Annotated in this window: 21 protein-coding genes, 1 pseudogene and 1 riboswitch; of the genes and pseudogenes, 4 read left to right on the forward strand and 18 right to left on the reverse strand. The window is 73.5% G+C overall.

Annotation, left to right across the window (positions count from 1 at the left end; translation table 11 throughout):
* Genes CXR44_RS01650 through CXR44_RS01660 form a run of 3 tightly spaced genes read left to right on the forward strand, consistent with a single transcriptional unit; the run spans position 1 to position 4,035 of the window.
* Positions 1-1,710 (forward strand): glycoside hydrolase family 36 protein, encoded by a 1,710-nt coding sequence (locus tag CXR44_RS01650; protein WP_101783024.1) that lies wholly within the window; start codon positions 1-3, stop codon positions 1,708-1,710.
* Positions 1,711-2,739: a LacI family DNA-binding transcriptional regulator gene (locus CXR44_RS01655; RefSeq protein WP_101783025.1), complete on the forward strand. Its 1,029-nt coding sequence runs from the start codon at positions 1,711-1,713 to the stop codon at positions 2,737-2,739.
* Entirely contained in the window at positions 2,740-4,035 is a 1,296-nt protein-coding gene (locus CXR44_RS01660; RefSeq protein ID WP_101783026.1) for a glucosidase family protein, read from the forward strand.
* Positions 4,036-4,050: 15 nt separating this feature from the next.
* Here the strand turns inward: CXR44_RS01660 and CXR44_RS42060 are convergent.
* The 5 genes and pseudogenes from CXR44_RS42060 to CXR44_RS01680 all read right to left on the reverse strand — a co-directional run.
* A pseudogene (locus CXR44_RS42060) lies at positions 4,051-4,152 on the reverse strand (IS982 family transposase); the annotation flags it as partial.
* Between the two features lie 92 nt (positions 4,153-4,244).
* Entirely contained in the window at positions 4,245-5,663 is a 1,419-nt protein-coding gene (locus CXR44_RS01670) for a serine/threonine-protein kinase (RefSeq protein ID WP_180903146.1), read from the reverse strand.
* Between the two features lie 139 nt (positions 5,664-5,802).
* On the reverse strand, positions 5,803-7,095 hold the full coding sequence (locus CXR44_RS01675; RefSeq protein WP_101783028.1) for a dicarboxylate/amino acid:cation symporter: 1,293 nt from the start codon (positions 7,093-7,095) through the stop codon (positions 5,803-5,805).
* A gap of 80 nt (positions 7,096-7,175) precedes the next feature.
* Complete coding sequence (locus CXR44_RS42065) at positions 7,176-7,259, reverse strand: putative leader peptide (RefSeq protein ID WP_397022363.1); 84 nt, start codon at positions 7,257-7,259, stop codon at positions 7,176-7,178.
* Between the two features lie 83 nt (positions 7,260-7,342).
* Complete coding sequence (locus tag CXR44_RS01680; RefSeq protein WP_101783029.1) at positions 7,343-8,383, reverse strand: LLM class F420-dependent oxidoreductase; 1,041 nt, start codon at positions 8,381-8,383, stop codon at positions 7,343-7,345.
* A 107-nt stretch (positions 8,384-8,490) separates the two neighbouring features.
* On the opposite strand from CXR44_RS01680, the gene CXR44_RS01685 reads away from it, so the two are divergent.
* Positions 8,491-9,378 carry an endonuclease/exonuclease/phosphatase family protein gene (locus CXR44_RS01685; protein WP_180903147.1) on the forward strand — a complete coding sequence of 296 codons (888 nt, stop codon included), beginning with the start codon at positions 8,491-8,493 and terminating at the stop codon, positions 9,376-9,378.
* Here the strand turns inward: CXR44_RS01685 and CXR44_RS01690 are convergent.
* The 13 genes from CXR44_RS01690 to rpe form a co-directional block, all read right to left on the reverse strand.
* Positions 9,364-9,954 carry a nucleotidyltransferase family protein gene (locus tag CXR44_RS01690; protein WP_101783030.1) on the reverse strand — a complete coding sequence of 197 codons (591 nt, stop codon included), beginning with the start codon at positions 9,952-9,954 and terminating at the stop codon, positions 9,364-9,366. The two genes, CXR44_RS01685 and CXR44_RS01690, sit on opposite strands and share 15 nt — an antisense overlap.
* A gap of 9 nt (positions 9,955-9,963) precedes the next feature.
* Positions 9,964-11,064 (reverse strand): XdhC family protein, encoded by a 1,101-nt coding sequence (locus CXR44_RS01695; RefSeq protein WP_101783031.1) that lies wholly within the window; start codon positions 11,062-11,064, stop codon positions 9,964-9,966.
* Positions 11,057-12,136 carry a vWA domain-containing protein gene (locus tag CXR44_RS01700; RefSeq protein ID WP_101783032.1) on the reverse strand — a complete coding sequence of 360 codons (1,080 nt, stop codon included), beginning with the start codon at positions 12,134-12,136 and terminating at the stop codon, positions 11,057-11,059. Before CXR44_RS01700 ends, CXR44_RS01695 begins: the two co-directional genes overlap by 8 nt.
* Positions 12,129-12,995: an AAA family ATPase gene (locus tag CXR44_RS01705; RefSeq protein ID WP_101783033.1), complete on the reverse strand. Its 867-nt coding sequence runs from the start codon at positions 12,993-12,995 to the stop codon at positions 12,129-12,131. The genes CXR44_RS01700 and CXR44_RS01705 overlap by 8 nt, the downstream gene beginning before the upstream one ends.
* Before the next feature lie 76 nt (positions 12,996-13,071).
* Positions 13,072-13,524 carry a PH domain-containing protein gene (locus CXR44_RS01710; protein ID WP_101783034.1) on the reverse strand — a complete coding sequence of 151 codons (453 nt, stop codon included), beginning with the start codon at positions 13,522-13,524 and terminating at the stop codon, positions 13,072-13,074.
* A gap of 20 nt (positions 13,525-13,544) precedes the next feature.
* Positions 13,545-14,015: a 6,7-dimethyl-8-ribityllumazine synthase gene (gene ribH / locus CXR44_RS01715; protein WP_101783035.1), complete on the reverse strand. Its 471-nt coding sequence runs from the start codon at positions 14,013-14,015 to the stop codon at positions 13,545-13,547.
* The gene (locus CXR44_RS01720; RefSeq protein WP_101783036.1) at positions 14,012-15,229 is read right to left on the reverse strand and encodes a bifunctional 3,4-dihydroxy-2-butanone-4-phosphate synthase/GTP cyclohydrolase II; all 1,218 of its coding nucleotides are present in this window, start codon (positions 15,227-15,229) and stop codon (positions 14,012-14,014) included. Before CXR44_RS01720 ends, ribH begins: the two co-directional genes overlap by 4 nt.
* Positions 15,226-15,894 (reverse strand): nicotinamide mononucleotide transporter family protein, encoded by a 669-nt coding sequence (locus CXR44_RS01725; protein ID WP_101783037.1) that lies wholly within the window; start codon positions 15,892-15,894, stop codon positions 15,226-15,228. The genes CXR44_RS01720 and CXR44_RS01725 overlap by 4 nt, the downstream gene beginning before the upstream one ends.
* Positions 15,891-16,481 carry a riboflavin synthase gene (locus CXR44_RS01730; RefSeq protein WP_101783038.1) on the reverse strand — a complete coding sequence of 197 codons (591 nt, stop codon included), beginning with the start codon at positions 16,479-16,481 and terminating at the stop codon, positions 15,891-15,893. Before CXR44_RS01730 ends, CXR44_RS01725 begins: the two co-directional genes overlap by 4 nt.
* Positions 16,481-17,896 carry a bifunctional diaminohydroxyphosphoribosylaminopyrimidine deaminase/5-amino-6-(5-phosphoribosylamino)uracil reductase RibD gene (gene ribD, locus CXR44_RS01735; RefSeq protein WP_245898746.1) on the reverse strand — a complete coding sequence of 472 codons (1,416 nt, stop codon included), beginning with the start codon at positions 17,894-17,896 and terminating at the stop codon, positions 16,481-16,483. The genes CXR44_RS01730 and ribD overlap by 1 nt, the downstream gene beginning before the upstream one ends.
* 102 nt (positions 17,897-17,998) lie before the next feature.
* A riboswitch (FMN riboswitch) is annotated at positions 17,999-18,129 on the reverse strand.
* A gap of 90 nt (positions 18,130-18,219) precedes the next feature.
* Positions 18,220-19,029 (reverse strand): oxygenase MpaB family protein, encoded by an 810-nt coding sequence (locus CXR44_RS01740; RefSeq protein WP_101783039.1) that lies wholly within the window; start codon positions 19,027-19,029, stop codon positions 18,220-18,222.
* 253 nt (positions 19,030-19,282) lie between these two features.
* The gene (locus CXR44_RS01750; protein WP_101783041.1) at positions 19,283-19,801 is read right to left on the reverse strand and encodes a MauE/DoxX family redox-associated membrane protein; all 519 of its coding nucleotides are present in this window, start codon (positions 19,799-19,801) and stop codon (positions 19,283-19,285) included.
* 314 nt (positions 19,802-20,115) lie between these two features.
* Positions 20,116-20,778 (reverse strand): ribulose-phosphate 3-epimerase, encoded by a 663-nt coding sequence (gene rpe / locus CXR44_RS01755; protein WP_101783042.1) that lies wholly within the window; start codon positions 20,776-20,778, stop codon positions 20,116-20,118.
* Between the last annotated feature and the right edge of the window lie 115 nt (positions 20,779-20,893).

Raw genomic sequence — 20,893 nt, forward strand, 5'->3', positions numbered from 1 at the left:
ATGCAGGTCTGGGAGCCCTACGCGCTCGGCGAGACGACCCTGGTACGGGCCGGCACGGTCGAAGTGGCCATGGCCGGGGTGGCCGATGCGACGGTGACGCGGGTCTCCGACGGCATCTGGCTGATCGACGCGCCGGGGGCCACAGCCGCGCAGTGGCGCGTGCCGTGCGTGAACGTCAGTGCGTTCTGGACGCCCGTGGGCGGCACCCGCTGGGTGCCGCCGATCTGGACCGCGCCGCTGACGTCGAGGCTGACCGCGGGCTCGCCGGTGGTCTCCCTCATCGGCACGAACGGGGCCAACGTCTGCACGGTCGGCCTGGCCGAGCCCGTGGCCCAGGTGAGCTTCACCGGCGGGGTGATGGAGGAGACCGGCGAGTTCGTCTTCACCCTGCACGGTGAGGGACTGCGGATCCGGCTGGACCTCTCGGAGCGGCCGTTCTCCGCAGCGGTGACCGGCGTGGCGGCCTGGTGGCAGGACGAGGCGGGCGACCTGCCTGCCACGCCGGACCGTGCCCGGTTGCCGGCCTACTCGACGTGGTACAGCATGCACCAGGACGTCTCCGCCGAGTCCGTGGAGTTCCAGGCGAAGCTGGCCAAGGAGCTGGGCTGCGAGACGATCATCGTGGACGACGGCTGGCAGACCGCCGACCGGGCGCGCGGGTACGCGTTCTGCGGCGATTGGGAGCCGAACCCGGCCACCTTCCCTGATATTTCAGGACATGTGGCTCGGGTGCGGGAGCTCGGCATGGCCTACCTGCTCTGGTACGCGCTGCCGTTCGTCGGCAAGCACAACACCGCCTTCGAACGCTTCGAGGGCAGGTTCCTGCGCTACCTCGACCACATGGACGCCGCCGTGCTGGATCCGCGTTATCCTGAGGTCCGCGAATTCCTCATCGATCGGCTCGCCCAGGCCGTCGAGACCTGGGGCATGGACGGCCTGAAGATCGACTTCGTGGACCGCTTCGCGACCCCGGGCGGCGACCTGGCGCCCGGCGCGGGAGCTGACTGCGTGGATGTGGACGAAGGGGTCAGGCGGCTGCTGCACGACCTGGACGCGCGGCTCCGCCTCACCAGGCCCGAGGTGCTGATCGAGCACCGCCAGCCTTACACCAGTCCTGGGCTGTGGCCGTACGCGAACATGATCAGAGCGGTTGACTGCCCGCTCAGCTCGCAGGAGAACCGACAGCGGACGGTCGACCTGCGGCTCACCGCCGGTCCTGCGGCGGTGCACTCCGACATGATCCTCTGGCATCCCGACGAGCCGGCGGAACAGGTGGCCGTGCACCTGATCAACGCGCTGTTCTCGGTTCCGCAGATCTCGGTCGACCTGGCGGCGCAACGCCCCGACCAGCTCGCCGCGATCCGGTTCTGGCTGGGGATCTTCCGCCGGCACCTGGGCACGCTCCAGCTAGGGACGCTGGAGCCGGAGCAGCCCGAGCACGGCTACCCGCTCGTGCGGGCCCGCGACGGACGCACCACGATCGTCGCCCGTTACGCACCCCTGCCCGTCGAGGTGCCGGACTCCGGCGAACTCCTCATCGCCAACGCCGACTCCGACCCGCGGGTCGTCCTGTACGGCACCGGCTCGGCACACGTCGAGGTCCACGACTGCGGCGGCGCCCTGGTCCGAACGGCCGCACTCGTGCTGGAGTCCGGGGTCTGCCTCGTCGAGGTGCCCATGGGCGGCCTGCTCACCCTGAGGAGGGACTGAGTGACGGCACGCCGGCCGCGTGAGCGCGGGGTCACCATCGAGGACGTCGCGCGAGCGGCCGGCGTGTCCCGTCAGACGATCTCCAACGCCCTCAACGCGCCGCACCGGCTGAAGGCCGAGACGCTGGAGCGCGTCTCCGCCGTCATCGACAAACTCGGCTACCGGCCCGACCAGTCGGCACGCAGCCTGAAGTCGGGCACCCGCCGGATCATCGCCTACCCGACACCGGTGGACGACCCGGCCAACCCCAACCCCCTGATGGGCGGCTTCCTCGAAGCGGTCGTGGCGGCGTCGGGCGAGGCGGGCTACCGCATCCTGCTGGTGCGCCCACGGCCAGGCCAGAGTCAGGAGCAGGCGCTCGACGAGCTGATCGCCGCGCGGACCGTGGACGGGTTCCTGCTGTCGGACATACTGCGCGATGACCCTCGCGTGGCTCATCTGACCAGCACGGGCTTCCCGTTCGCCGCTTTCGGCAGAACCCTGCCCGATCAACCGCAGTCCTGGGTGGACGTCGACAGCGTGCAGGCGGTGATCGACCTGGTCGGCCTGGTCGCGGCCAGAGGGCACCGGCAGGTGGCCTTCCTGGCCTCCACCTCCGGGCAGCCGTGGATGGACGACCGGCGCGACGGCTTCCTCGCCGGCGTACGCCGCCATGGCCTGGCCGGACAGGTGTACTCGGTGCCGGGCGACGATCCGGGCGAGATCGTCACGGCCACCCGCGACCGGCTGGCCGGGCGCAACCGGCCCACCGCGATCATCGCCGGTGGTGACTGGCTCGCGCTCGGCGTCTACACGGCGGCACGCGCACAAGGGCTGGAGATCGGCAGAGACCTGGCCGTGGCCGCCTTCGACGACCTGCCGATCACCGCCTTCCTCCAACCGGCACTGACCACGGTACGGCTGCCACTACGCCGCATTGCCGAGGCGCTGATCGGCCGCCTCCTCCAGATCATCGAAGACGGCGTCACCCCGCAGGCGGGGCTCATGCTCCCCGGCGAGCTGGTGATCCGCCCCAGCCTAGGACCGTGAATGCATCTTGACTCCGGCCACGACGAGCTCGTGGCGATGTTCGCATGGGCGCGCGACCGCGCGTTGCGCTGGGCCCATCCTGGCGGGACGCGTGGCCCGGTGAATGTCGACGAGCGGCGCCCGCAGGGCAGCGGTGAGGGCCTCTACCTGCCCTCCTACTGGGCCGGGTACGCGCACCGCAGCGGGTTCTACCTCCGCGATTTCGTCCATCAGGCGGCAGGCGCGCACCTGCTCGGCCTGGCCGAGGCCAACCTGGCGATGCTGCGCTGCTTCGCCGCCTCCGCCACGGAGGAGCACGGCCACCGTCCGGTGTGGGCGTTCAATTTCGACGGCTCCTACCTGTCGATCGACTACCGCGCTCCTGACGAGTTCGTCAGGGAGGTGCCGGCGGTCTTCGAGCTGGTGGAGTGCGTCGCGGCGCTCTACCGCTGGACCGGCGACCGCGCCTATGTCCACGACCCCGTGCTGCGCGACTACTGCGCGAACGCGATCGCGCTGCCGGCGACCGCCCAGGGGAAGGGCATCTTCGAGGGCACCGCAAGCTACAACGAGCTGAGCGGCGAGCCGCTCGCGGTGGCCGGTGACGGCATCGCCGCACAATACGCCGCCCACCTGGCGATGGCCGAGCTGGCCAGGGCCCGCGGCGATGACGGCGAGAGGTTCGAGGCGCTGGCCGCGAAGGTGCGTCGCCATTACGAGCAGGAGTGGAACGGTGCTCGGGGCTTCACCTTCGACGGCCGGTCTGTCACCGGGTGGGGCGCGGAGAACAGCTGGTTCATGCCCCTGAAGGGTCTGCGCGACGACCCGGCCTACCTCGACTACATCGACGCGCAGGCGAGCGGTCCGGAGCGGCCGAAGAACGTCGAGGCGTGGACGTACCTGCCCGACGTCTTCTTCCGCCACGGCAGGCCGCGGACCGCCTGGCGGTGGATGCGGGAGATCTTCCACGCCCGTACGGCCCGGCATGTGGCCGGCGGGCTCAACGGCGACTACCCGGAGGTCGCCTTCACCCTGGTGAGTCAGGTGGTGGAGGGTCTGCTCGGGGTCCGGCCGAACGCACCGGAGAACGCGCTGACCACGGTGTCGAGGCTGCCCGCGGAGATCGGCTGGGTTGCCGTCTCCGGCATCCGGATCGGCGAGGGCAGCGTCAGCGTGCGGCACGACGGCGAGCACGCCACCACGCTCACCAACCTGTCCCAGCAGGTGACGTACCGGTGGACCGCCCGTTTCCCCGGTGGTTCCGACATCACCCGGGACGTCCCGCCTGGCGCCACCGTCACCGTCGAACGCGGTTGAGCGCGTGGATCCGGCGGCAGGCTCGGAACGCTGAGCGGTGTGGCGGGAGCGGCCGCATTCCCCAGGGGTGGAGTCGGCGACCTCTGCATCGTCGCTCCACAGCGAGGTGTCGGAGGCAGTGCGGTGGCGCGGGTGTCTGACTCTTTCGTCACCCATCGAGAACGGGCACCCTCGCCCTGTCTCCGCAGCCATGCCTTCGCGTCAAACATCTAGAGGCGCCAGTCCCGCATGAAGTCGGCCAGCGGGCCGGTGGTGGGCACCTCGCCCTTGCGCTGGCCCTCCTCCAGCTCGCGCAGCACCTCGCGGATCTGGTCGCGGCCCGCGTCGTCCTTGCCCTCCAGGAACTTCCGCGCGGCCTTCCTGATCTTGTCGTGCGCCTTGGCCGCCGTCCTGGGCTCGATGGCGCCCATGGTCTCGGCGTTCGTCACGTTGTCGTCGAACACGCGCAGCCACGTCTCCCAGCCGCCGCGCGGGAGGGAGTCGCCGAGCGTGGCCTTGGGCGGGGGCACGGTGGTCTCGTCCAGGCCGGTGGGCGCGGGCGAGGCCGAGGGCGCGGGGCTGGGCAGGACGGACGGCTCGGTCGTGGCGACCGGGGAGGGCGTGGGGCCGGCGGCCCGCTCGTCGCGTGCGCCGCCCCACAGCACGAGGCCGACGGTCACGGCCGCGATCACGGCGAGGGCGGCGCCCAGCTGCAGGAACAGCCGCCGGTTCGAGGCGGGCCGGGGATCGTCGGGCGGCAGGTCGAAGACGGCGGTGTCGCCGGCCCGCGGGCCCGCGCCCGCCTGGCCGCCCTGCCCGAGCAGCGCCCCCGTCACGGGGACGGCCGCCGCCGGGCTCTGGGGAGCCGTGGCCTCGCCGGTGGGCGCGGGCCTGGGCCGGGCGATGGCGGCCAGCGTGCGGCGTACGGACTCGCCGTTGGACGGACGGGCGGCGGGGTCCTTGGCGAGCAGGGCGAGCACCAGCCGGTCCAGGTCGGCGGGCAGCTCCGGGCGGTGCCTGCTGGGCGGCGCGGGCTCGGCCGCGCGGTGCGCCGCGGCGATCTCCTCGGCGGTGCCCTGGAACGGCGGCCGGCCGCACAGCAGCTCGTAGCAGACGCAGCCGAGCGCGTACATGTCGGCGGGGGGTTCGGCGGGGCGGCCGTCGAGGCGCTCGGGCGCGGTGTAGGCGATCCGGCCGGGCGAGGGCGGGCGGCCGGCCGGACCGAAGCCCACGACCTTGAGCACGCCGCTGCCCGCCCGCCGGAAGCTGCCGGGCTCCACCTCGCCGTGCGCCACCCCGGCCCGGTGGGCCGCGTCGAGGCCGGCCGCGGCCTGTCCCACCAGGTCGCACGCCTCCACGACCGGCAGCGGTCCGCGGGCCGCCTCCTCCTCCAGGCTCTCCCCGGTGAGGAACTCCGTCACCAGGTACGGCGTGCCGTCCTGGTCGCCCACGTCGAGCACCATGGCGACGTTCGGGTGGATGACCCGGGCCACGGCCTGGGCGTGCTGTTGGAGCACCTCGCGGGCGGCCCCGGCCGCGAGCACGCGCACGGCCACGGTCCAGTCGGCCCGCGTGTCGTAGGCGCGCCACACCTCCCCCATCGGCCCGCTGCCGATGCGCTCATCGAGCCGGTAGCGGCCAGCGATCATGGACGGCGCTTGGTCCGACATATCTCCGCCAATAACTCCAGGAACGGCATTTCGATCAACCATAGGGCCCGGGAGCACCCGGCGGGACGCGCGAGGACGGGGGCGCCGCGCGCTCCCCGTCCTCACCTGCGGCGGGTCGTCAGGCCACGGCCGGCTCCGGCGCCCGCGGGGCCACGGCCCGCTCGTCGTCGAGCGGCTGCGGCGGCGCGTTGAAGGTCGCCACGTCCAGGCGCCCCTCCGAGCGGGCCACCAGCACGGGCACGACCATCTGCCCGGCCACGTTCGTCGCGGTCCTGATCATGTCGAGGATCGGGTCGATGGCCAGCAGCAGGCCGACGCCCTCCAGCGGCAGCCCGAGCGTGCTCAGGGTCAGCGTGAGCATGACCGTCGCGCCCGTCAGGCCGGCGGTGGCGGCGGAGCCGACGACCGAGACGAAGGCGATGAGCAGGTAGTCCCCCACCCCGAGCGGCACCCCGAAGACCTGCGCGACGAAGATCGCGGCCAGGGCCGGGTAGATCGACGCGCAGCCGTCCATCTTGGTCGTGGCGCCGAACGGCACCGCGAAGGAGGCGTAGTCGCGGTCCACGCCGTTGCGCTCGATCGTGACCCGCTGCGTCAGCGGCAGCGTGCCGACCGACGACCGGGAGACGAACGCCAGCTCGATGGCCGGCCAGGCGTTGCGGTAGAAGGTGAGCGGGCTGACCCTGCCCCGGAAGGCGAGCAGCGCCGGGTAGACGGCCAGCAGCACGACGAAGCATCCGACGTAGACGGCGGCGCTGAACTTGGCCAGCGGCGCCAGCAGGTCCCAGCCGTAGGTGGACACGGCCTTGCCGATGAGGCCGGCGGTGCCGATGGGCGCCAGGCGGATGACCCACCACAGTGCCTTCTGGACCAGCTCCAGCACGGAGCGGGCGAGGTCGAGGAACGGCTTGGCCGGCTCGCCGACCGCCAGGGCAGCCGCCCCGAGCACCGCGCCGAGGAAGACGATCTGCAGGACGTTCACCTCGGTGAACGCCGTCACCACGTTGGTGGGCAGGATGCCGGTGACGAAGTCGAGCCAGGTGCCGGCGCCCTCGGTGTCGACGGCCTTGGCCGCGCCGGTGTCGATCGTGACGCCCCGGCCGGGGTCGACGAGCAGGCCGATGCCGATGGCGATGGCCACGGCGATGGCGGCGGTGCCGAGGAACCACAGCAGCGTCCTGGTCGCCAGGCGGGCGGCGCCGTTGACGTTGCGCAGGTTGGCCACGCTGACCAGCACGGCGGTGAAGACGAGCGGCGGCACGGCGAGCTTGAGCAGCTGGACGAAGATCTGGCCGACCCGGGTCAGGGTCTCGGTGAGCCAGGCCACGTCCCAGATGCGGGCGGCGAAGCCGAGGGCCACGCCGACGGCGAGGCCCAGCAGCAACTGCAGGGAGAAGCTGAATCTCTTCACGGGAGAGGAAACCTTCGTGAGGTACGGCACGCCGGAGCGTGCGGTGTCGGGGTGGGCGCGATCGGCGCGTCAGGGCGCGATCAGCGACAGAGGGACCCCAGCACGCGGCACAGGTCGATGTGCAGGCGCTCCACGAGCCGCACGATGACCACCGAAAACCTCACGAGTGTGTCCAACAGCCCACATGCGCCGATTCATTCCGACATTCCGGGTGATCGGCGTCACAGTCCCCGGGCGGGGGCGGGCCTCAGGACGCGATGTCCTTGATCAGCTCGATCAGTTTGACCCGCTCCTCGTGCGTCCTGCCGAGCGGGGCGACGTTGAGGGTCGTCACGCCGGACTCCTTCATGGCCAGCACCCGGTCCCGCACGAAGCCCTCGCTGCCGATGAGCGACATCTTCTCCAGCAGCTCGTGCGGCACCAGGGCCGCCGCCTCCTCCTTCTTGCCGTCGAGGTAGAGCTCCTGGATCCGCTCCGCCTCCTTCTCGTAGCCGTAGCGGCGGGCGAGGTCGTTGTAGAAGTTCTTGCCCTTGGCGCCCATGCCGCCGATGTAGAGGGCGGCGATGGGGCGGCCCATCTCCAGCAGGCCGGCCACGTCGTCGCCGACGGCCAGCGACGCCTGCGCGATGACGTCCAGCTCGCCCAGCTCGGGATCGCGCTTGGCCTTACCCGCCGCCAGCGAGGCGCCCCACACGTCGGCGGCCTTCTCGGGCATGTAGAAGATCGGCTCCCAGCCCTCGGCCAGCTCGGCGGCCAGCTCGACGTTCTTCGGCCCGATGGCGGCCACCACGACGGGGATGCGCGGCCGCACCGGGTGGTTGATCAGCTTGAGCGGCTTGCCCAGGCCGGTGCCCTGGTCGGGGGGCAGCGGCAGCGTGTAGTGCCGGCCCTGGTACTCGACCTTCTCGCGCCGCCACACCTTGCGGCAGATCTCGATGACCTCACGCGTCCGGCCGAGCGGCGCGGTGTACGGCACGCCGTGGAAGCCCTCGATCACCTGCGGGCCCGAGGCGCCGAGCCCGAGCGTGAACCGGCCGCCGGAGACGTAGTCCATGCCCGCGGCGGTCATCGCGAGCAGGGTCGGCGTGCGCGAGTAGATCGGCAGGATGCCGGAGGCGATCTCCAGCCGCTCGGTCCTGGCCGCGATGTAACCCATCTGGCTGACCGCGTCGAAGCTGTAGGCCTCGGCCACGAAGATGATGTCGAGCCCGGCCTTCTCGTAGTCGGCCAGCTCGGCGACCGTCTCCTTGAAGCCGCCCGAGTAGTTGAGTGCCATACCGATGCGCATGCCGGGCTCCCGAGACCGCGTAGTGAAACCGAATGTTATTCCGTTCGTGGGCGGCTCCAGGTTAGCGCGTCGATGCGCGGACCCGCGACCGGCTATAGCCTTTGAGGATGCTCAGGGGGACAGTGATCGTCTTGTCCGTGGCGGTGGCCGCGGTCCTGGCCGGGCACCGGCTGATCCCCGCGTTAGGCGGCTTCACACCGGTGCTGGAGAGCCTGCTGCCGTGGCTGGGGGTCGCGGTGCCGTTCCTGCTGGCGCTGGCGGCGCTGGCCCGGTCGCGCTCGGCGGCGGTGGCGGCGGTGGTGCCGGGGCTGGTGTGGGCGGCCATGTTCGGCTCGACGGCGCTGGCCGAGCCGCCCGGCGGTCGCAGCGACCTGTCGGTCGGCACGGTGAACGTCGGCGTCACCAACGACGCCTCCGGCGAGGCGGTGCGCGTCGTGGCCGAGGACCTCGACCTGCTGGCGGCGCAGGAGCTCACCCCGGGGGGCCCGGCGGCCAAGCAGCTCAACAAGATGTTCAAGCACCGTTACACGGTCAGCACCGTGGGTCTGTGGAGCCGCTTTCCCCTGAAGGACCCCCGGCCGATCGACGTGGGCCTCGGCTGGCCGCGCGCGCTGCGCGCGGTGGCGGTCACCCCGGAGGGCGACGTCACCGTCTACGTGATGCACCTGGCCTCGGCCCGCCCCGGCCACACGGCCTCGCGCGACGACTCCTTCGCCCACGCGCGCAGGCTCGTCGACGCCGACCGCAGCCGGCGCCTCCTGCTCCTCGGCGACCTCAACACCGCCTCCACCGACCGGGTCATGGACGGCCTGATCCCGCCGCTGGCCGACGCGCAGCGCGAGGCGGGCGACGGGTTCGGGTTCACCTGGCCGTCGTCGTTCCCGATCACCCGGCCGGACCACATCCTGTTCAAGGGGATGACGGCGACCGAGGCGCGGGTCGCCCCGGCGACGGGCAGCGACCACCGCGCCGCCGTCGCCTCATTCCGGCTGTAGCGGCGCCGCGGCCTGCGGGTCGAGCAGGGCCAGGTCGGCGGGGGTGTCGATGTCGGCCGGGTCGCCGAGCCCGTCGCACGGCACCTCGGTGACCAGCTCCGGACGCGCCCGCATGAACGCGCGGGCGCCGACGTCGCCGGTCGCCAGCTCGGCCACCCCGGCGAAGTCACGGCGCGACACCAGGACGGGGTTGCGGCGCCGCCCGCCGTAGGTGGCGACGGCCAGCCGCGCCCCGGAGGCGATCAGCTCGCGCACCGCCGCGGGCCTGATCAACGGCTGGTCCACCAGGGCGATCACCACCGCCTCGGCCTCCGGCGGCAGCGCCGCCAGGCCGACCCGCAGCGAGGACCCCATGCCGGACTCCCAGCCGGGGTTGCGCACCACGACAGCCCCGCGCACCTGCACGGTGGCGGCGCCGAGCACGACCACCACGGGATGGCAGCCGCCCTCCTCCAGCAGCCGGACGCCCCGCTCGACCAGCCGCTCGCCCTCGTACTCGACGAGCGCCTTCGGCGTGCCCAGCCTGGCCCCCCGCCCCGCCGCGAGCAGCAGCCCCGCCACCCGTGATCGTCTCATCGCCGGCCGTCACCCCTCGTGGTGGATCCGGCCGCTGGTCCGGCTCAACGGCTGCCCGGAGCCGCCCCACCGCGACTGGATCAGCTCGGCGGCGATGGACACCGCGGTCTCCTCCGGCGTGCGGGCGCCCAGATCGAGGCCGATCGGCGAGCGCAGCCGGGCCAGTTCCTCGGCCGACAGGCCGGCCTCGCGCAGCCGGGCCAGCCGGTCGTCGTGGGTGCGGCGCGAGCCCATCGCGCCCACGTAGCCGGCGCGGGTGCGCAGCGCCACCTCCAGCAGCGGCACGTCGAACTTCGGGTCGTGGGTCAGCACACAGATCACTGTCCGCTCGTCCACCTGGATCGACGACAGGTAGTCGTGCGGCCAGCTGACCACGACCTCGTCGGCCTCGGGGAAGCGCTTGGCGGTGGCGAAGACGGGCCGGGCGTCGCACACGGTCACGTGGTAGCCGAGGAACTTGCCGAGCCGCGCCACCGCGGCGGCGAAGTCGATCGCGCCGAACACCAGCATGTGCGGCGGAGGCGCGAACGAGTGGACGAACACCGCCAGGTCGTCCAGCCGCCGCTCCCCCTCGGAGCCGTAGCGCCTGATGCCGGTCACGCCCTGCGCCAGCATGCCGCGGGCGTCGTCGTCCACCGCCTCGTCGAGGCGGGCGAGGCCGAGCGTGCCCGACGACCGGCCGGGCCAGACGACGCGGCGGGCGCCCGTCCGGCCGGGGCCGGAGACGATCGTGGCGACGGCGACGGGTTCGCGCCGCTCGACGGAGCGGGCGATGTCGCCCAGCTCGGGGAACGTCTCGGCCGAGACCGGCTCGACGAGGATGTCGAGGATGCCGCCGCAGGTCAGGCCCACCGCGAACGCGTCGTCGTCGCTCACGCCGTATCGCTGCAGGACGGGCGTGCCGGTCGTGGTGGCCACCTCCGTGGCCAGCTCGAACACGGCGCCCTCGACGCAGCCGCCGGACACGCTGCCGACCACCTCGCCGCCGCACACCGCCATCGACGCGCCCGGCGGCCTGGGGGCGCTGCTGAACGTGCTCACCACCGTCGCCAGGCCGAACGTCTCACCCGACCCCCACCAGCGCGCGATCTCCGGCAGCACGTCACGCATGGGCGAGCCTTTCGCTGAGCTCCTGGTAGGCGGCCAGGCTGTGCCCGGCCACCAGGTCGTCGAGGTGGGGCAGGGCCGCGCGCATGCCGCCGGTCAGCGGCTGGTAGTCGGTGTACCCCTTGTGCGGGTTGACCCAGATCATCCGGTGGGCCTGCCGGGCGAGGCGGGCCAGCTGGGCGCCGAGCAGGCTCGGATCGCCGCGCTCCCACCCGTCGGAGGCGATCACCACGACGGCCCCGCGCGCGCTGTGGCGGCTCAGGAACTCGCGCAGCTCCTCGCCGAGCCGGGTGCCGCCGCTCCAGTCGGGGATGGCCCGCGACACCGCCTCCAGCGCCGTGCCGGGGTCGCGGTGACGCAGCTCGCCGGTGATCGAGGTGAGGCGGGTGCCGATCGAGTAGACGCGGGTGGCCCGCGGTTCGCTCCTGACCAGGGCGTGGGCGAATCTCAGCAGCGTCTCCGCGTACGGCGCCATCGAGCCGCTGACGTCGACGAACAGCACGACCGGGCGCGGCCGGGTGGTGTGGGCGCGGCGGCGGAGCCGGGCCACCTCGCCCTTCCGCAGCGCCTCGCGGATGGTGCGCCGCTGGTCGAGGCCGCCCCTGGCGGCGGGCGCGAACCGCCGCGAGCGCCGCTGCGCGCGCCGGCCTCTCAGCATGGCCAGCAGGCGGTGCACCTCGTCGCGTTCGGCCGCGGTGAGCCGGGCCACGTCGCGGTGCCTGAGCAGCTCGGCGCGGCTGGCGGTGGCGGGCGCCGCCTCCCCCTCCTCGCCGCCTTCCTCGCCGCCGTCCTCCGGGACGGCGGTGTGCCGGGTGACGGCTGTCGCGCCGGGGCGCGGTGCGCGGGCGGCCCGGCGCCCGCCGAAGTAGGCGGCGAAGCACCGGTCGTAACGCGGCAGGTCGTCGGGCGTGGCGCACAGGGTGAGCCGGCCGGCCCAGTAGACCTCGCGCGGGTCGGTCACGTCGAGGTGGTCGAGGGCCTTCAGGAGGGTGGCGGTGCGTTCGTGGTCGGCGCCGACACCCGCGGCCCGGAGCGTCCTGGCGAAACCGGTGACGGTGGCGGCCAGCTCATCCATCGCGCAGCAGCCCCTTGGCCAGCACGTTCTCGACGTCCTCCCGGTACTTCAGCGCGGCGCCCAGCGTCAGCGCGGCCCGGTCGGGGTCCAGCTCGCGCACCCCCAGCGTGAGCAGCGCCTGGGTCCAGTCGAGCGTCTCGGCCACGCCGGGCGGCTTGACCAGGTCGGCCTGCCGCAGCCGCTCGGCCGCCCTGGCCACCTGGGCGGCCAGCGTCTCGGTGCAGGCGGGCAGGCGGCGCAGCAGGATGGCGACCTCGCGGTCGAAGCTCGGGTGCTCCAGCCAGTGGTAGAGGCAGCGGCGCTTGAGCGCGTCGTGCACCTCGCGGGTGCGGTTGGAGGTGACGACGACCACCGGCGGCGTCTCGGCCCTGATGGTGCCGAGCTCGGGAATGGAGATGGTGAAGTCGGACAGCACCTCCAGCAGGAACGCCTCGAACTCGTCGTCGGCCCGGTCGATCTCGTCCACGAGCAGCACGCTGGGCTGCGTCTCCAGGGCCTTGAGCAGCGGCCGGGCGATGAGGAAGCGCCGGTCGTAGATCTCGCCCTCCAGCCGCCCCACATCGGTGACCCCGGCCGCCTCGGCCGCCTTGAGGTGCAGGAGCTGCCGGGCGAAGTCCCAGTCGTAGAGGGCCTGGGCCGCGTCCAGCCCCTCGTAGCACTGCAGCCGGATCAGCGGCGCGTCCAGCAGCCCGGCCAGCGTCTTGGCCAGCTCGGTCTTGCCGACGCCCGCCTCCCCTTCGAGGAACAGCGGCCGTCCCATGCGCAACGCCAGGAACGCGGCCGTGGCCAGCCCCTCGTCGGCCAGGTAGGCATGCCGGTCGAGCAACTCGACCAGCTTCTGCGGCGATTCGACGAGCACGCTCTCAGGCTACGCGTCTTCGGCCCCGGGCGACATCGACGTCCTCGCCGCGCCGCGGGCGGTGGTCCGGCGGCGGTCAGTCCTCGCGGGCCTCGCCGCGCTCCTGGATGAGGGCGGCGAGCTCGGCGGTGGCGCGGCGGGCGGCCGCCTTCTCGGAGCCCTGGATGCCCATCGCGCCGATCGTGCGGCCGTCGGAGAAGTCGATCCGGGGCCAGGGGTCGCCGACGAGGAAGGTGACGTCGAGCACCTCCGGCCAGGTGTAGCGGTGGGTGCGGACGGCGTTGACGAGGGTGACGCCCTCCTCGTCGGCCTCGACCCGCACCCTGCCCAGCAGGTGCAGGACGAAGGCGACGAGGCCGCCGAAGGCCACGATGGCGATCCGGTCGGGCAGCATGAACGGCTCCGCGATGAAGATCGCCATCGCGACCGACCCGAGCACGATGAGCGCGGCGAAGCCGTACGCGATGACTCTCCCCCGGCGCGGACGCCAGGTGACGGGCAGCGGAGGGGCGGGCACGTGCTCAGGCATGATCGGCAATTTATCGCAGGTCAGCGGAGGTCTCTCAACAGGAGTGCCGTCTCCAGCGCGGCGACCGCCGACTCGTAGCCCTTGTCCTCCTTGCTGCCCGGCAGCCCGGAGCGGTCGCGTGCCTGGTCGAGCGTCTCGCAGGTGAGCACGCCGTTGCCGACGGGGGTCGACTCGTCGAGCGAGATCCGGGTGAGCCCGGCGGTGACCGAGTCGCACACGTAGTCGAAGTGCGCCGTCTCGCCGCGGATGACCGCGCCGAGGGCGACGACCGCGTCGCAGCGGCGGGCCAGCGCCTGGGCGACCACCGGGATCTCCAGCGAGCCCGGCACGCGTACGACGGTGGCGCTGGCGCCGCTGTCGTCGCACGCCTGCAGGGCGCGCGCCACCAGCCGGTCGGTGATCTCGGCGTGCCAGCTCGCCGCCACGACGCCGACCGTCAGACCCGCCGCGGCCGGCACGGGCTGCGCCGCCGGACGTCCCTCCCCGCTCATGAGGCCTCCGAGATGTCGTGACCGAGTCGGTCGCGCTTGGCCTTGAGGTAGCGCTCGTTGTGGGGGTTCATGGCCACGGGCATGGGCTCGCGGCCGAGGACCTTGATGCCGTAGCCGTCCATGCCCTTCAGCTTGGCCGGGTTGTTGGTGAGCAGCCGCACCGACTTGACGCCGAGGTCGGCCAGGATCTGCCCGGCGTTGGAGAACTCCCGCGCGTCGACGGGCAGCCCGAGCTCCAGGTTGGCCTCGACGGTGTCGCTGCCGGCGTCCTGCAGGCTGTACGCCTTGAGCTTGGCGAGCAGGCCGATGCCGCGGCCCTCGTGGCCGCGCAGGTAGACGACGACGCCGCGGCCCTCCTCGGCGATCGCGGCCATGGCGTGACCGAGCTGGGGGCCGCAGTCGCAGCGCAACGAGCCGAACACGTCGCCGGTCAGGCATTCGGAGTGGGCGCGGACGAGGACGTTCTCGCCGCCGGTGAGGTCGCCGTAGACGAGGGCGACGTGCTCGCCGCCGTCGAGCGCGCTGGCGTAGCCGTAGGCCCGCCAGGTGCCGTACACGGTGGGCATGTTCGTCTCGGCGACCCGGGTGACCATGCTCTCGGTACGGCGGCGGTGCTCGACGAGCTGCTCGATGGAGACGAGCGCCAGGTCGTGCTCGTCGGCGAAGACGCGCAGCTCCGGCAGCCTGGCCATGGTGCCGTCGTCGTTGACGACCTCGGCCAGCACGCCGGCGGGCGACAGGCCGGCGAGCCGGGCCAGGTCGACGGCCGCCTCGGTGTGGCCGCGCCGGGCCAGCACGCCGCCGTCGCGGTAGCGCAGCGGGAAGATGTGGCCGGGCCGTACCAGCTCGTTCGGCTCGGTGGCGGAGTCGGCGAGCGCGCGGATCGTCCGGGCGCGGTCGGCCGCGGAGATGCCGGTGGTGACGCCGTCGCGGGCGTCCACGCTGATCGTGTACGCCGTGCGCATGCGCTCCTTGTTCTCGAAGACCATCAGCGGCAGGCCCAGCCGGTCGAGCTCCGCGCCCACCATGGGCACGCAGATGACGCCGCTGGTGTGCCTGATCGTGAACGTCAGCAGCTCGGGCGTGGCCTTGGCAGCGGCGAAGATGATGTCGCCCTCGTTCTCGCGGTCGGCGTCGTCGACCACGACCACGGGCCGGCCGGCGCCGATGTCGGCCACGGCCCGCTCGATCGGGTCGAACCTGATGTCGTTCACGACGCCACCGCCAGCGAGCCGGGCACGTCCTGCCGCGCCCGGTACTCCTTGAGCCACTTGACGAACCCGATGACGACGAGCACGAAGAACACGCCGTACACGGCGCCGGAGACGACCAGCCCCGAGCTGAACGCCAGCGGCACACCGACGAGGTCGACGGCCACCCAGACGATCCAGAAGTCGACCAGCGCCCGGCCCTGGGCCCAGGTGGCGACGGCGCTGCCGACGAAGATGTAGGCGTCGGCGGCCACCAGGAAGGCGCCCTTGGGCAGCGGCACCTCCGCGCCCCACGACCACTTCGTGACGTAGAACAGCAGCCCGACCAGGACCGTCCCGGCCAGCATGGCGCCGACCAGCGCGGCCCGCTCCCACGCCCGCGCGGGCCGCACCGCGAGCTGGGCTCCGCCCTGGGTGCCGCGCCGCCAGGCCCACCAGCCGTAGACCGCGAGCACGCCGAACAGGACCTGCTTGAGCGCGTTGCCGGTGATCCCGGCGTTGACGGAGGCGATGAACAGCAGCACCGAGCCGGTGAACTGCACCGGCCAGGTCCAGATGGACCTGCGCATCGCCAGCAGGACGGTGGACAGCGCGGCTATGTTGCCGATCAGGTCCGTCCAGAGCACGTGGAAGCCGAACGCGTTGAATCCGGCATCGGCCCAGTTCACTGCCTGACCACCAGCCTTTCGACATACTTCGCGATCACGTCGACCTCGATGTTGACCACGTCGCCGACCCGGCGCGCGCCCATCGTGGTGAGCTCGAGCGTGGTGGGGATGAGGCTCACGCCGAAGCTGTCCTCGTCAACCGTGGTGACGGTCAGGCTGATTCCGTCGACGGCGATCGAGCCTTTCTCGGCCACGTACCGGGCGAGGGCGGGCGGCAGTGAGAAGCGCAGGTCGTCCCAGCGCCCACCGCTCTCGCGGGACAGCAGGACGGCGGTGCCGTCCACGTGTCCCTGCACGATGTGCCCGCCGAGCCGCTGGTCGGCGCGTACGGCGCGCTCCAGGTTGACGGGCGAGCCCGCCTGGAGCGTGCCGAGGGAGCTGCGGTCGAGCGACTCCCTGATCACGTCCACCGTGAACACGTCGCCGTCGACGGTCACGACGGTCAGGCAGACGCCGTTGACGGCGATGGAGTCTCCGTGGGCGGCGTCGGAGGTGACGAGCGGGCCCCGCACGGACAACCGCGCGGAGTCGCCGGCCGGCGCGACCGCGACGACCTCGCCTCTTTCCTCGATGATTCCGGTGAACATCACACTTCCTCGCTGGGGTGGGGCGGGCTGGAGGGGGACGGGCCCGGCCGGGCCGGGCCGGGGGCCGGCAGGGACCGGGCGGGCAGGGGGGGGGCCGGCAGGGACCGGGCGGGCAGGGGTGGGGCCGGCAGGGTCGGGGCGGGCAGGGGGCGGGCCGTCAGGCGCAGGTCGGGGCCGACCAGCCGGACGTCGTCGAAGGCGAGCCGGTGGACACCGGCGATGGTGGTGACGCCGGCGGGGCCGAGCGCGGCGGCGCCGGAGCCGAGGAGCGCGGGAGCCAGGTAGGCGACGACCCGGTCGACGAGGCCCTGGGCCAGGAACGCGCCGGCCAGGGTGGGGCCGCCTTCGAGGAACACGCTGACGATCTCGCGGCCGGCCAGCTCGCCCAGCAGGGCGTGCAGGTCGAGGCCGCCGCCGGGGTGGCGGGGCACGCGGAGCACGTGCGCGCCGGGGTTCGGCGCGATGCCGGTGGCGTCGGCGGCGACCGCGACCAGGGTCGGCGCCTCGCCGTCCAGGACCCGGGCGGTCGCCGGTGTCCTGCCCTCGGAGTCGATCACGATCCGCAGCGGCGCGCGCCGCCGCGCCGCTGCGCCCGCGCCGGGCGCCCCGGGCACGCCGGGCACGCCGGGCGCGTCGGGCACGCCGGGCACGCCGGGCACGCCGGGCGCGTCGGGCACGCCGGGCACGCCGGGCACGCCGGGCACGCCGGGCACGGGGCGGGCCGTCAGGCGCGGGTCGTCGGCGAGGACCGTGCCGATGCCCGCCATCACGGCGTCGGCGCGGGCCCGCAGCCGGTGCACGTCGGCGCGGGCCTCGGGCGAGGTGATCCACTGGCTGGTGCCGTCGGCGGCGGCCGACCGGCCGTCCAGAGTGGCGGCGAACTTCCAGGTCACGTGCGGCCTGCCGAGCCGGGCGAAGGTCAGCCATTCGGCGTTGACGTGCTCGGCCTCGGCGGCGAGGACGCCCGTCTCGACGGCGACCCCGCGCGCCCGCAGCCGCTCGGCGCCTCCCGCGGCCTCGGGGTTCGGGTCGGGCACGGCGATGACGACGCGGGCGACGCCGGCGTCGAGCAGCGCCCGGCTGCACGGGCCGGTGCGGCCGGTGTGGTCGCACGGTTCGAGCGTCACGTAGGCGGTGCCGCCGCGCGCCCGCTCTCCGGCCTGCCGCAGCGCGACGACCTCGGCGTGCGGGCCTCCGGCGTAGGCGTGGAAGCCCTCCCCGGCCACCCGCCCGGCCGCGTCGAGGACGACGCAGCCCACGACGGGGTTGGGGCTCGTGGTGCCGTGTCCGCGCCCGGCCAGCTCGACGGCCCGCGCCATGTGCGCGTCGTCGGTCTCGTGCGCCACGGGGGTGCTCGGGCGGGCGCGCGCCACGGGCGCGGCGCCGTCCGGTCGTCGTGCGGCGGGTGTCTCCACCCCGGGCCTCCTCGTCGCCATCGGCTTCGAGCGATGACGGGCCCCGGGGGTGGTACGACGCGTGCGTACGCGTCACAGAGGCGCCCGGCGTACGCCGGACACCCGCGCGCTTCCTCCCATCCGGACTTTCACCGTCGGTCCCGGAATTTCACCGGGTCAACCGGCCGATGGCATCGGCCGGGTCGCGGACTGTCACCGCCGGTTCGGAATTTCACCGACCCCGGAGCACGCTAGCTCTGTTCGCCTACCAGTCTGCCATGCGCGTGACGGCGCCTGCCAGGGACCCCCGCCAAGAAACCCAAGCGGCCGCTTGGTCAATTGGGTCAGGCGGCCGTGATGCGGCGGGCCTCGCGGGCCGCCGGGGAGTAGCGGACCTGGGCGGGGACCAGCCCGATGCCGGTGTGCAGGGCCCGCAGGGTCGCCGTCGCCCACAGGTCGCCGACGGGGGTGGCGGGCAGCCCGTACAGCCGCCGGGCCCAGCGCGGCAGCGTGGCGAACGCGAGCAGCGTGAGCGCCGGCACGGCCGGTCGGAGCGGCGTCAGGATCAGCGGCAGCGGCGCGTTGAGCGACTGGCGCAGCGGATGGGCCGCCTCGGGGACGAACCTCAGGGCCGGCCGCCGCGCCTCGATGTAGTCGCGCATCTCCCCCACCGTGCCGGGAACCCCGGCCGGGTCGAGGCCGACCACCTCGGCGGCGCGCCGCTGCTCGGCGACGAACGTGTCGGCCTCGGCGTCGGTCAGCCGGACGCCGCTGCGACGGGCGACCGACAGGTAGGAGTCGACCTCGCCGGTGTGCACCCACAGCAGCGCGTCGGGCTCGTCGAGGCGGAAGTCCTCGCCGGTGTCGGGATCGTGCGCGGTCAGCGTGGCGTGGATCTTGCGGACGCGGCGGCCAGCGCGCTCCACCTCGGCGCGGGTGCCGTACGTCCGGACGCGGACGAACTCGGTGGTCCGCACGAACCGCGACCACGCCTCGCCGGAGTCCATCAGCGCGGAGTTCTGCAGCACGCCGCGCATCGCCCGGGGGTGCAGGCCCTGCATGAGCAGCGCGCGCAGGCCGCCCACCAGGAGAATCGGCTCCCCCATGACGCGCCAGGTCACCGAGCCGGGGCCGAAGATCCCGTGGTCCGTCATAAGTAAGTGGTTACCCATCCGGCGCGGGGTTCATGTCCGGGCGCTCGCGCCGGTCGGCGCACCGGCGCCCGCCGCGCCATGACGCCGGCCGGTTCCGCGCCCCGGACGAACCCGTGCCCTCCATCCGGCGGAGCCTGCGGACGAGGCCGAGGCCGAGGCCGAGGGCGAGGGCGAGGGTGAGGGCGAGGGCGAGGCCGCGCAGAGGGTGAGTCGGCAGCGCGCCGGGCACGACGGCGGCGCTCGGGCAGGACGTTCAGGAGGGCCTCGCGAAGAGATCGACGAGGTCGTCGTAGGAGGCGATCAGAAGGGCCCCGACCAGCGCCGCGCCGGCCGCCACGACCGTGCCGCCGACCGTGCCGCCGGTCGTGCCCTCGCCGGCCTGCAGCAGCAGGGCCGTCACCGCGGCGAGGCAGAGCAGCCCGTTGCGCACCAGGTGGCGGGCGCCGAGCGGGGTGGCGGACACGCCGAAGCAGCGACAGGGAGCCCTGCGTCCCCGGGTCAGCGCCACGGCGATCGCCACGGTGAACGCCACCAGCAGCGCGAGGGCGACCCCGAGGCCGTACGGTGTGGTGGCCGGCACGGCGACGAGGACCGGCACGAGCACCTCCAGGGCGACCACCGTGGCCGCCAGCGGGCGGACGAGGGCATGGCGCACCGGGACGAGGTCGGGCAGCGAGCGGGCGAAACCGCCGAAGTCCCGCAGCTTCGACACCGTCGTGAAGGCGAAGACCAGGCCGACCAGGCAGGCGCAGCCGATCCGCACGTACTCCATCCGCGCTCCTCCCCGCTGGGCGGCCGCCGCCCGCGTGACGCTGTCGCAGGCGTGTCCGCAGGCGATCGACGAGACCGATCATGGCCCCCCCTCCGGCCTCTCGGCCGGATTGAGGGCGATCACGATGATCCGGCCCGCCGAATTACGGCGCAACGGTCAAACCAGAATCCGCGCACCTGTGGCGATCAGCCCTGGTGCCCCCCTTTTCGGACAGGGCCTATTACGGGCAGCAAAGATCCGCAAGAGAGCGCCGGGCCGGGGGCCGGTCGTAGCGCGTTCCACGGCCGCCGGTGGAGCGGCCTGTGCTCAGCAGGTCAGCCGGCCGCCGCGGCGGCCTGGGCACGCAGGGCGTCCACGGCGGCGGCGGGGTCGTCGGCGCCGTAGACGGCGCTGCCCGCCACGAACACGTCGGCCCCCGCCTCGGCACAGCGCTCGATGGTGGTGGTGTCGACGCCGCCGTCCACCTGGATCCAGACCTGGCCGCCGTGCCGCCCCACGAGCGAGCGGGCGGTGCGGATCTTGGGCAGCACCATGTCGAGGAACTTCTGGCCGCCGAACCCCGGCTCGACCGTCATCAGCAGCAGCATGTCGACCTCGCCGAGCAGCCCCTCGTACGGCTCGACCGCCGTGCCGGGGTTGAGCGCGAGCGCGGCGCGGGCGCCGAGGGAACGGATCTGGCGCAGCGTGCGCACCGGCGCCCGAGTCGCCTCGGCGTGGATGGTGACGCTGCCCGCGCCCGCCTCGGCGTACGCGGGCGCCCAGCGGTCGGGGTCGGCGATCATGAGGTGGCAGTCGAGCGGCAGCGACGTGGCCTTGCGCAGGGACTCCACCACGGGCAGGCCGAGCGTGAGGTTGGGCACGAAGTGGTAGTCCATCACGTCGACGTGCAGCCAGTCGGCGTTGTGCACCGCGGCGGCCTCGTCGGCGAGGCGGGCGAAGTCGGCGGCGAGGATGCTGGGCGAGATCTGTACGGCCATGATGAGGCGAGTCTAGTCAGCCCGCCGCACCCCACGCGGCCCCCGGCCCCCGCCCGGCCCCCAGACGCGCCGGACCCCCCGCCGGACCCACCGGACCCCGCACGACGGCCGGCCC

It is taken from the genome of Nonomuraea indica, assembly GCF_002850745.1.
Lineage (GTDB): Bacteria > Actinomycetota > Actinomycetes > Streptosporangiales > Streptosporangiaceae > Nonomuraea > Nonomuraea indica.

Coding starts and splice junctions, on each gene's coding strand:
- CXR44_RS01650 (WP_101783024.1), top strand. CDS start 1: ATGCAGGTCTGGGAGCCCTACGCGCTCGGCGAGACGACCCTGGTACGG.
- CXR44_RS01660 (WP_101783026.1), top strand. CDS start 2,740: ATGCATCTTGACTCCGGCCACGACGAGCTCGTGGCGATGTTCGCATGG.
- CXR44_RS01670 (WP_180903146.1), bottom strand. CDS start 5,663: ATGATCGCTGGCCGCTACCGGCTCGATGAGCGCATCGGCAGCGGGCCG.
- CXR44_RS01680 (WP_101783029.1), bottom strand. CDS start 8,383: ATGCGCATCGGTATGGCACTCAACTACTCGGGCGGCTTCAAGGAGACG.
- CXR44_RS01685 (WP_180903147.1), top strand. CDS start 8,491: ATGCTCAGGGGGACAGTGATCGTCTTGTCCGTGGCGGTGGCCGCGGTC.
- CXR44_RS01690 (WP_101783030.1), bottom strand. CDS start 9,954: ATGAGACGATCACGGGTGGCGGGGCTGCTGCTCGCGGCGGGGCGGGGG.
- CXR44_RS01695 (WP_101783031.1), bottom strand. CDS start 11,064: ATGCGTGACGTGCTGCCGGAGATCGCGCGCTGGTGGGGGTCGGGTGAG.
- CXR44_RS01700 (WP_101783032.1), bottom strand. CDS start 12,136: ATGGATGAGCTGGCCGCCACCGTCACCGGTTTCGCCAGGACGCTCCGG.
- CXR44_RS01710 (WP_101783034.1), bottom strand. CDS start 13,524: ATGCCTGAGCACGTGCCCGCCCCTCCGCTGCCCGTCACCTGGCGTCCG.
- ribH (WP_101783035.1), bottom strand. CDS start 14,015: ATGAGCGGGGAGGGACGTCCGGCGGCGCAGCCCGTGCCGGCCGCGGCG.
- CXR44_RS01730 (WP_101783038.1), bottom strand. CDS start 16,481: ATGTTCACCGGAATCATCGAGGAAAGAGGCGAGGTCGTCGCGGTCGCG.
- CXR44_RS01740 (WP_101783039.1), bottom strand. CDS start 19,029: ATGACGGACCACGGGATCTTCGGCCCCGGCTCGGTGACCTGGCGCGTC.
- CXR44_RS01750 (WP_101783041.1), bottom strand. CDS start 19,801: ATGGAGTACGTGCGGATCGGCTGCGCCTGCCTGGTCGGCCTGGTCTTC.
- rpe (WP_101783042.1), bottom strand. CDS start 20,778: ATGGCCGTACAGATCTCGCCCAGCATCCTCGCCGCCGACTTCGCCCGC.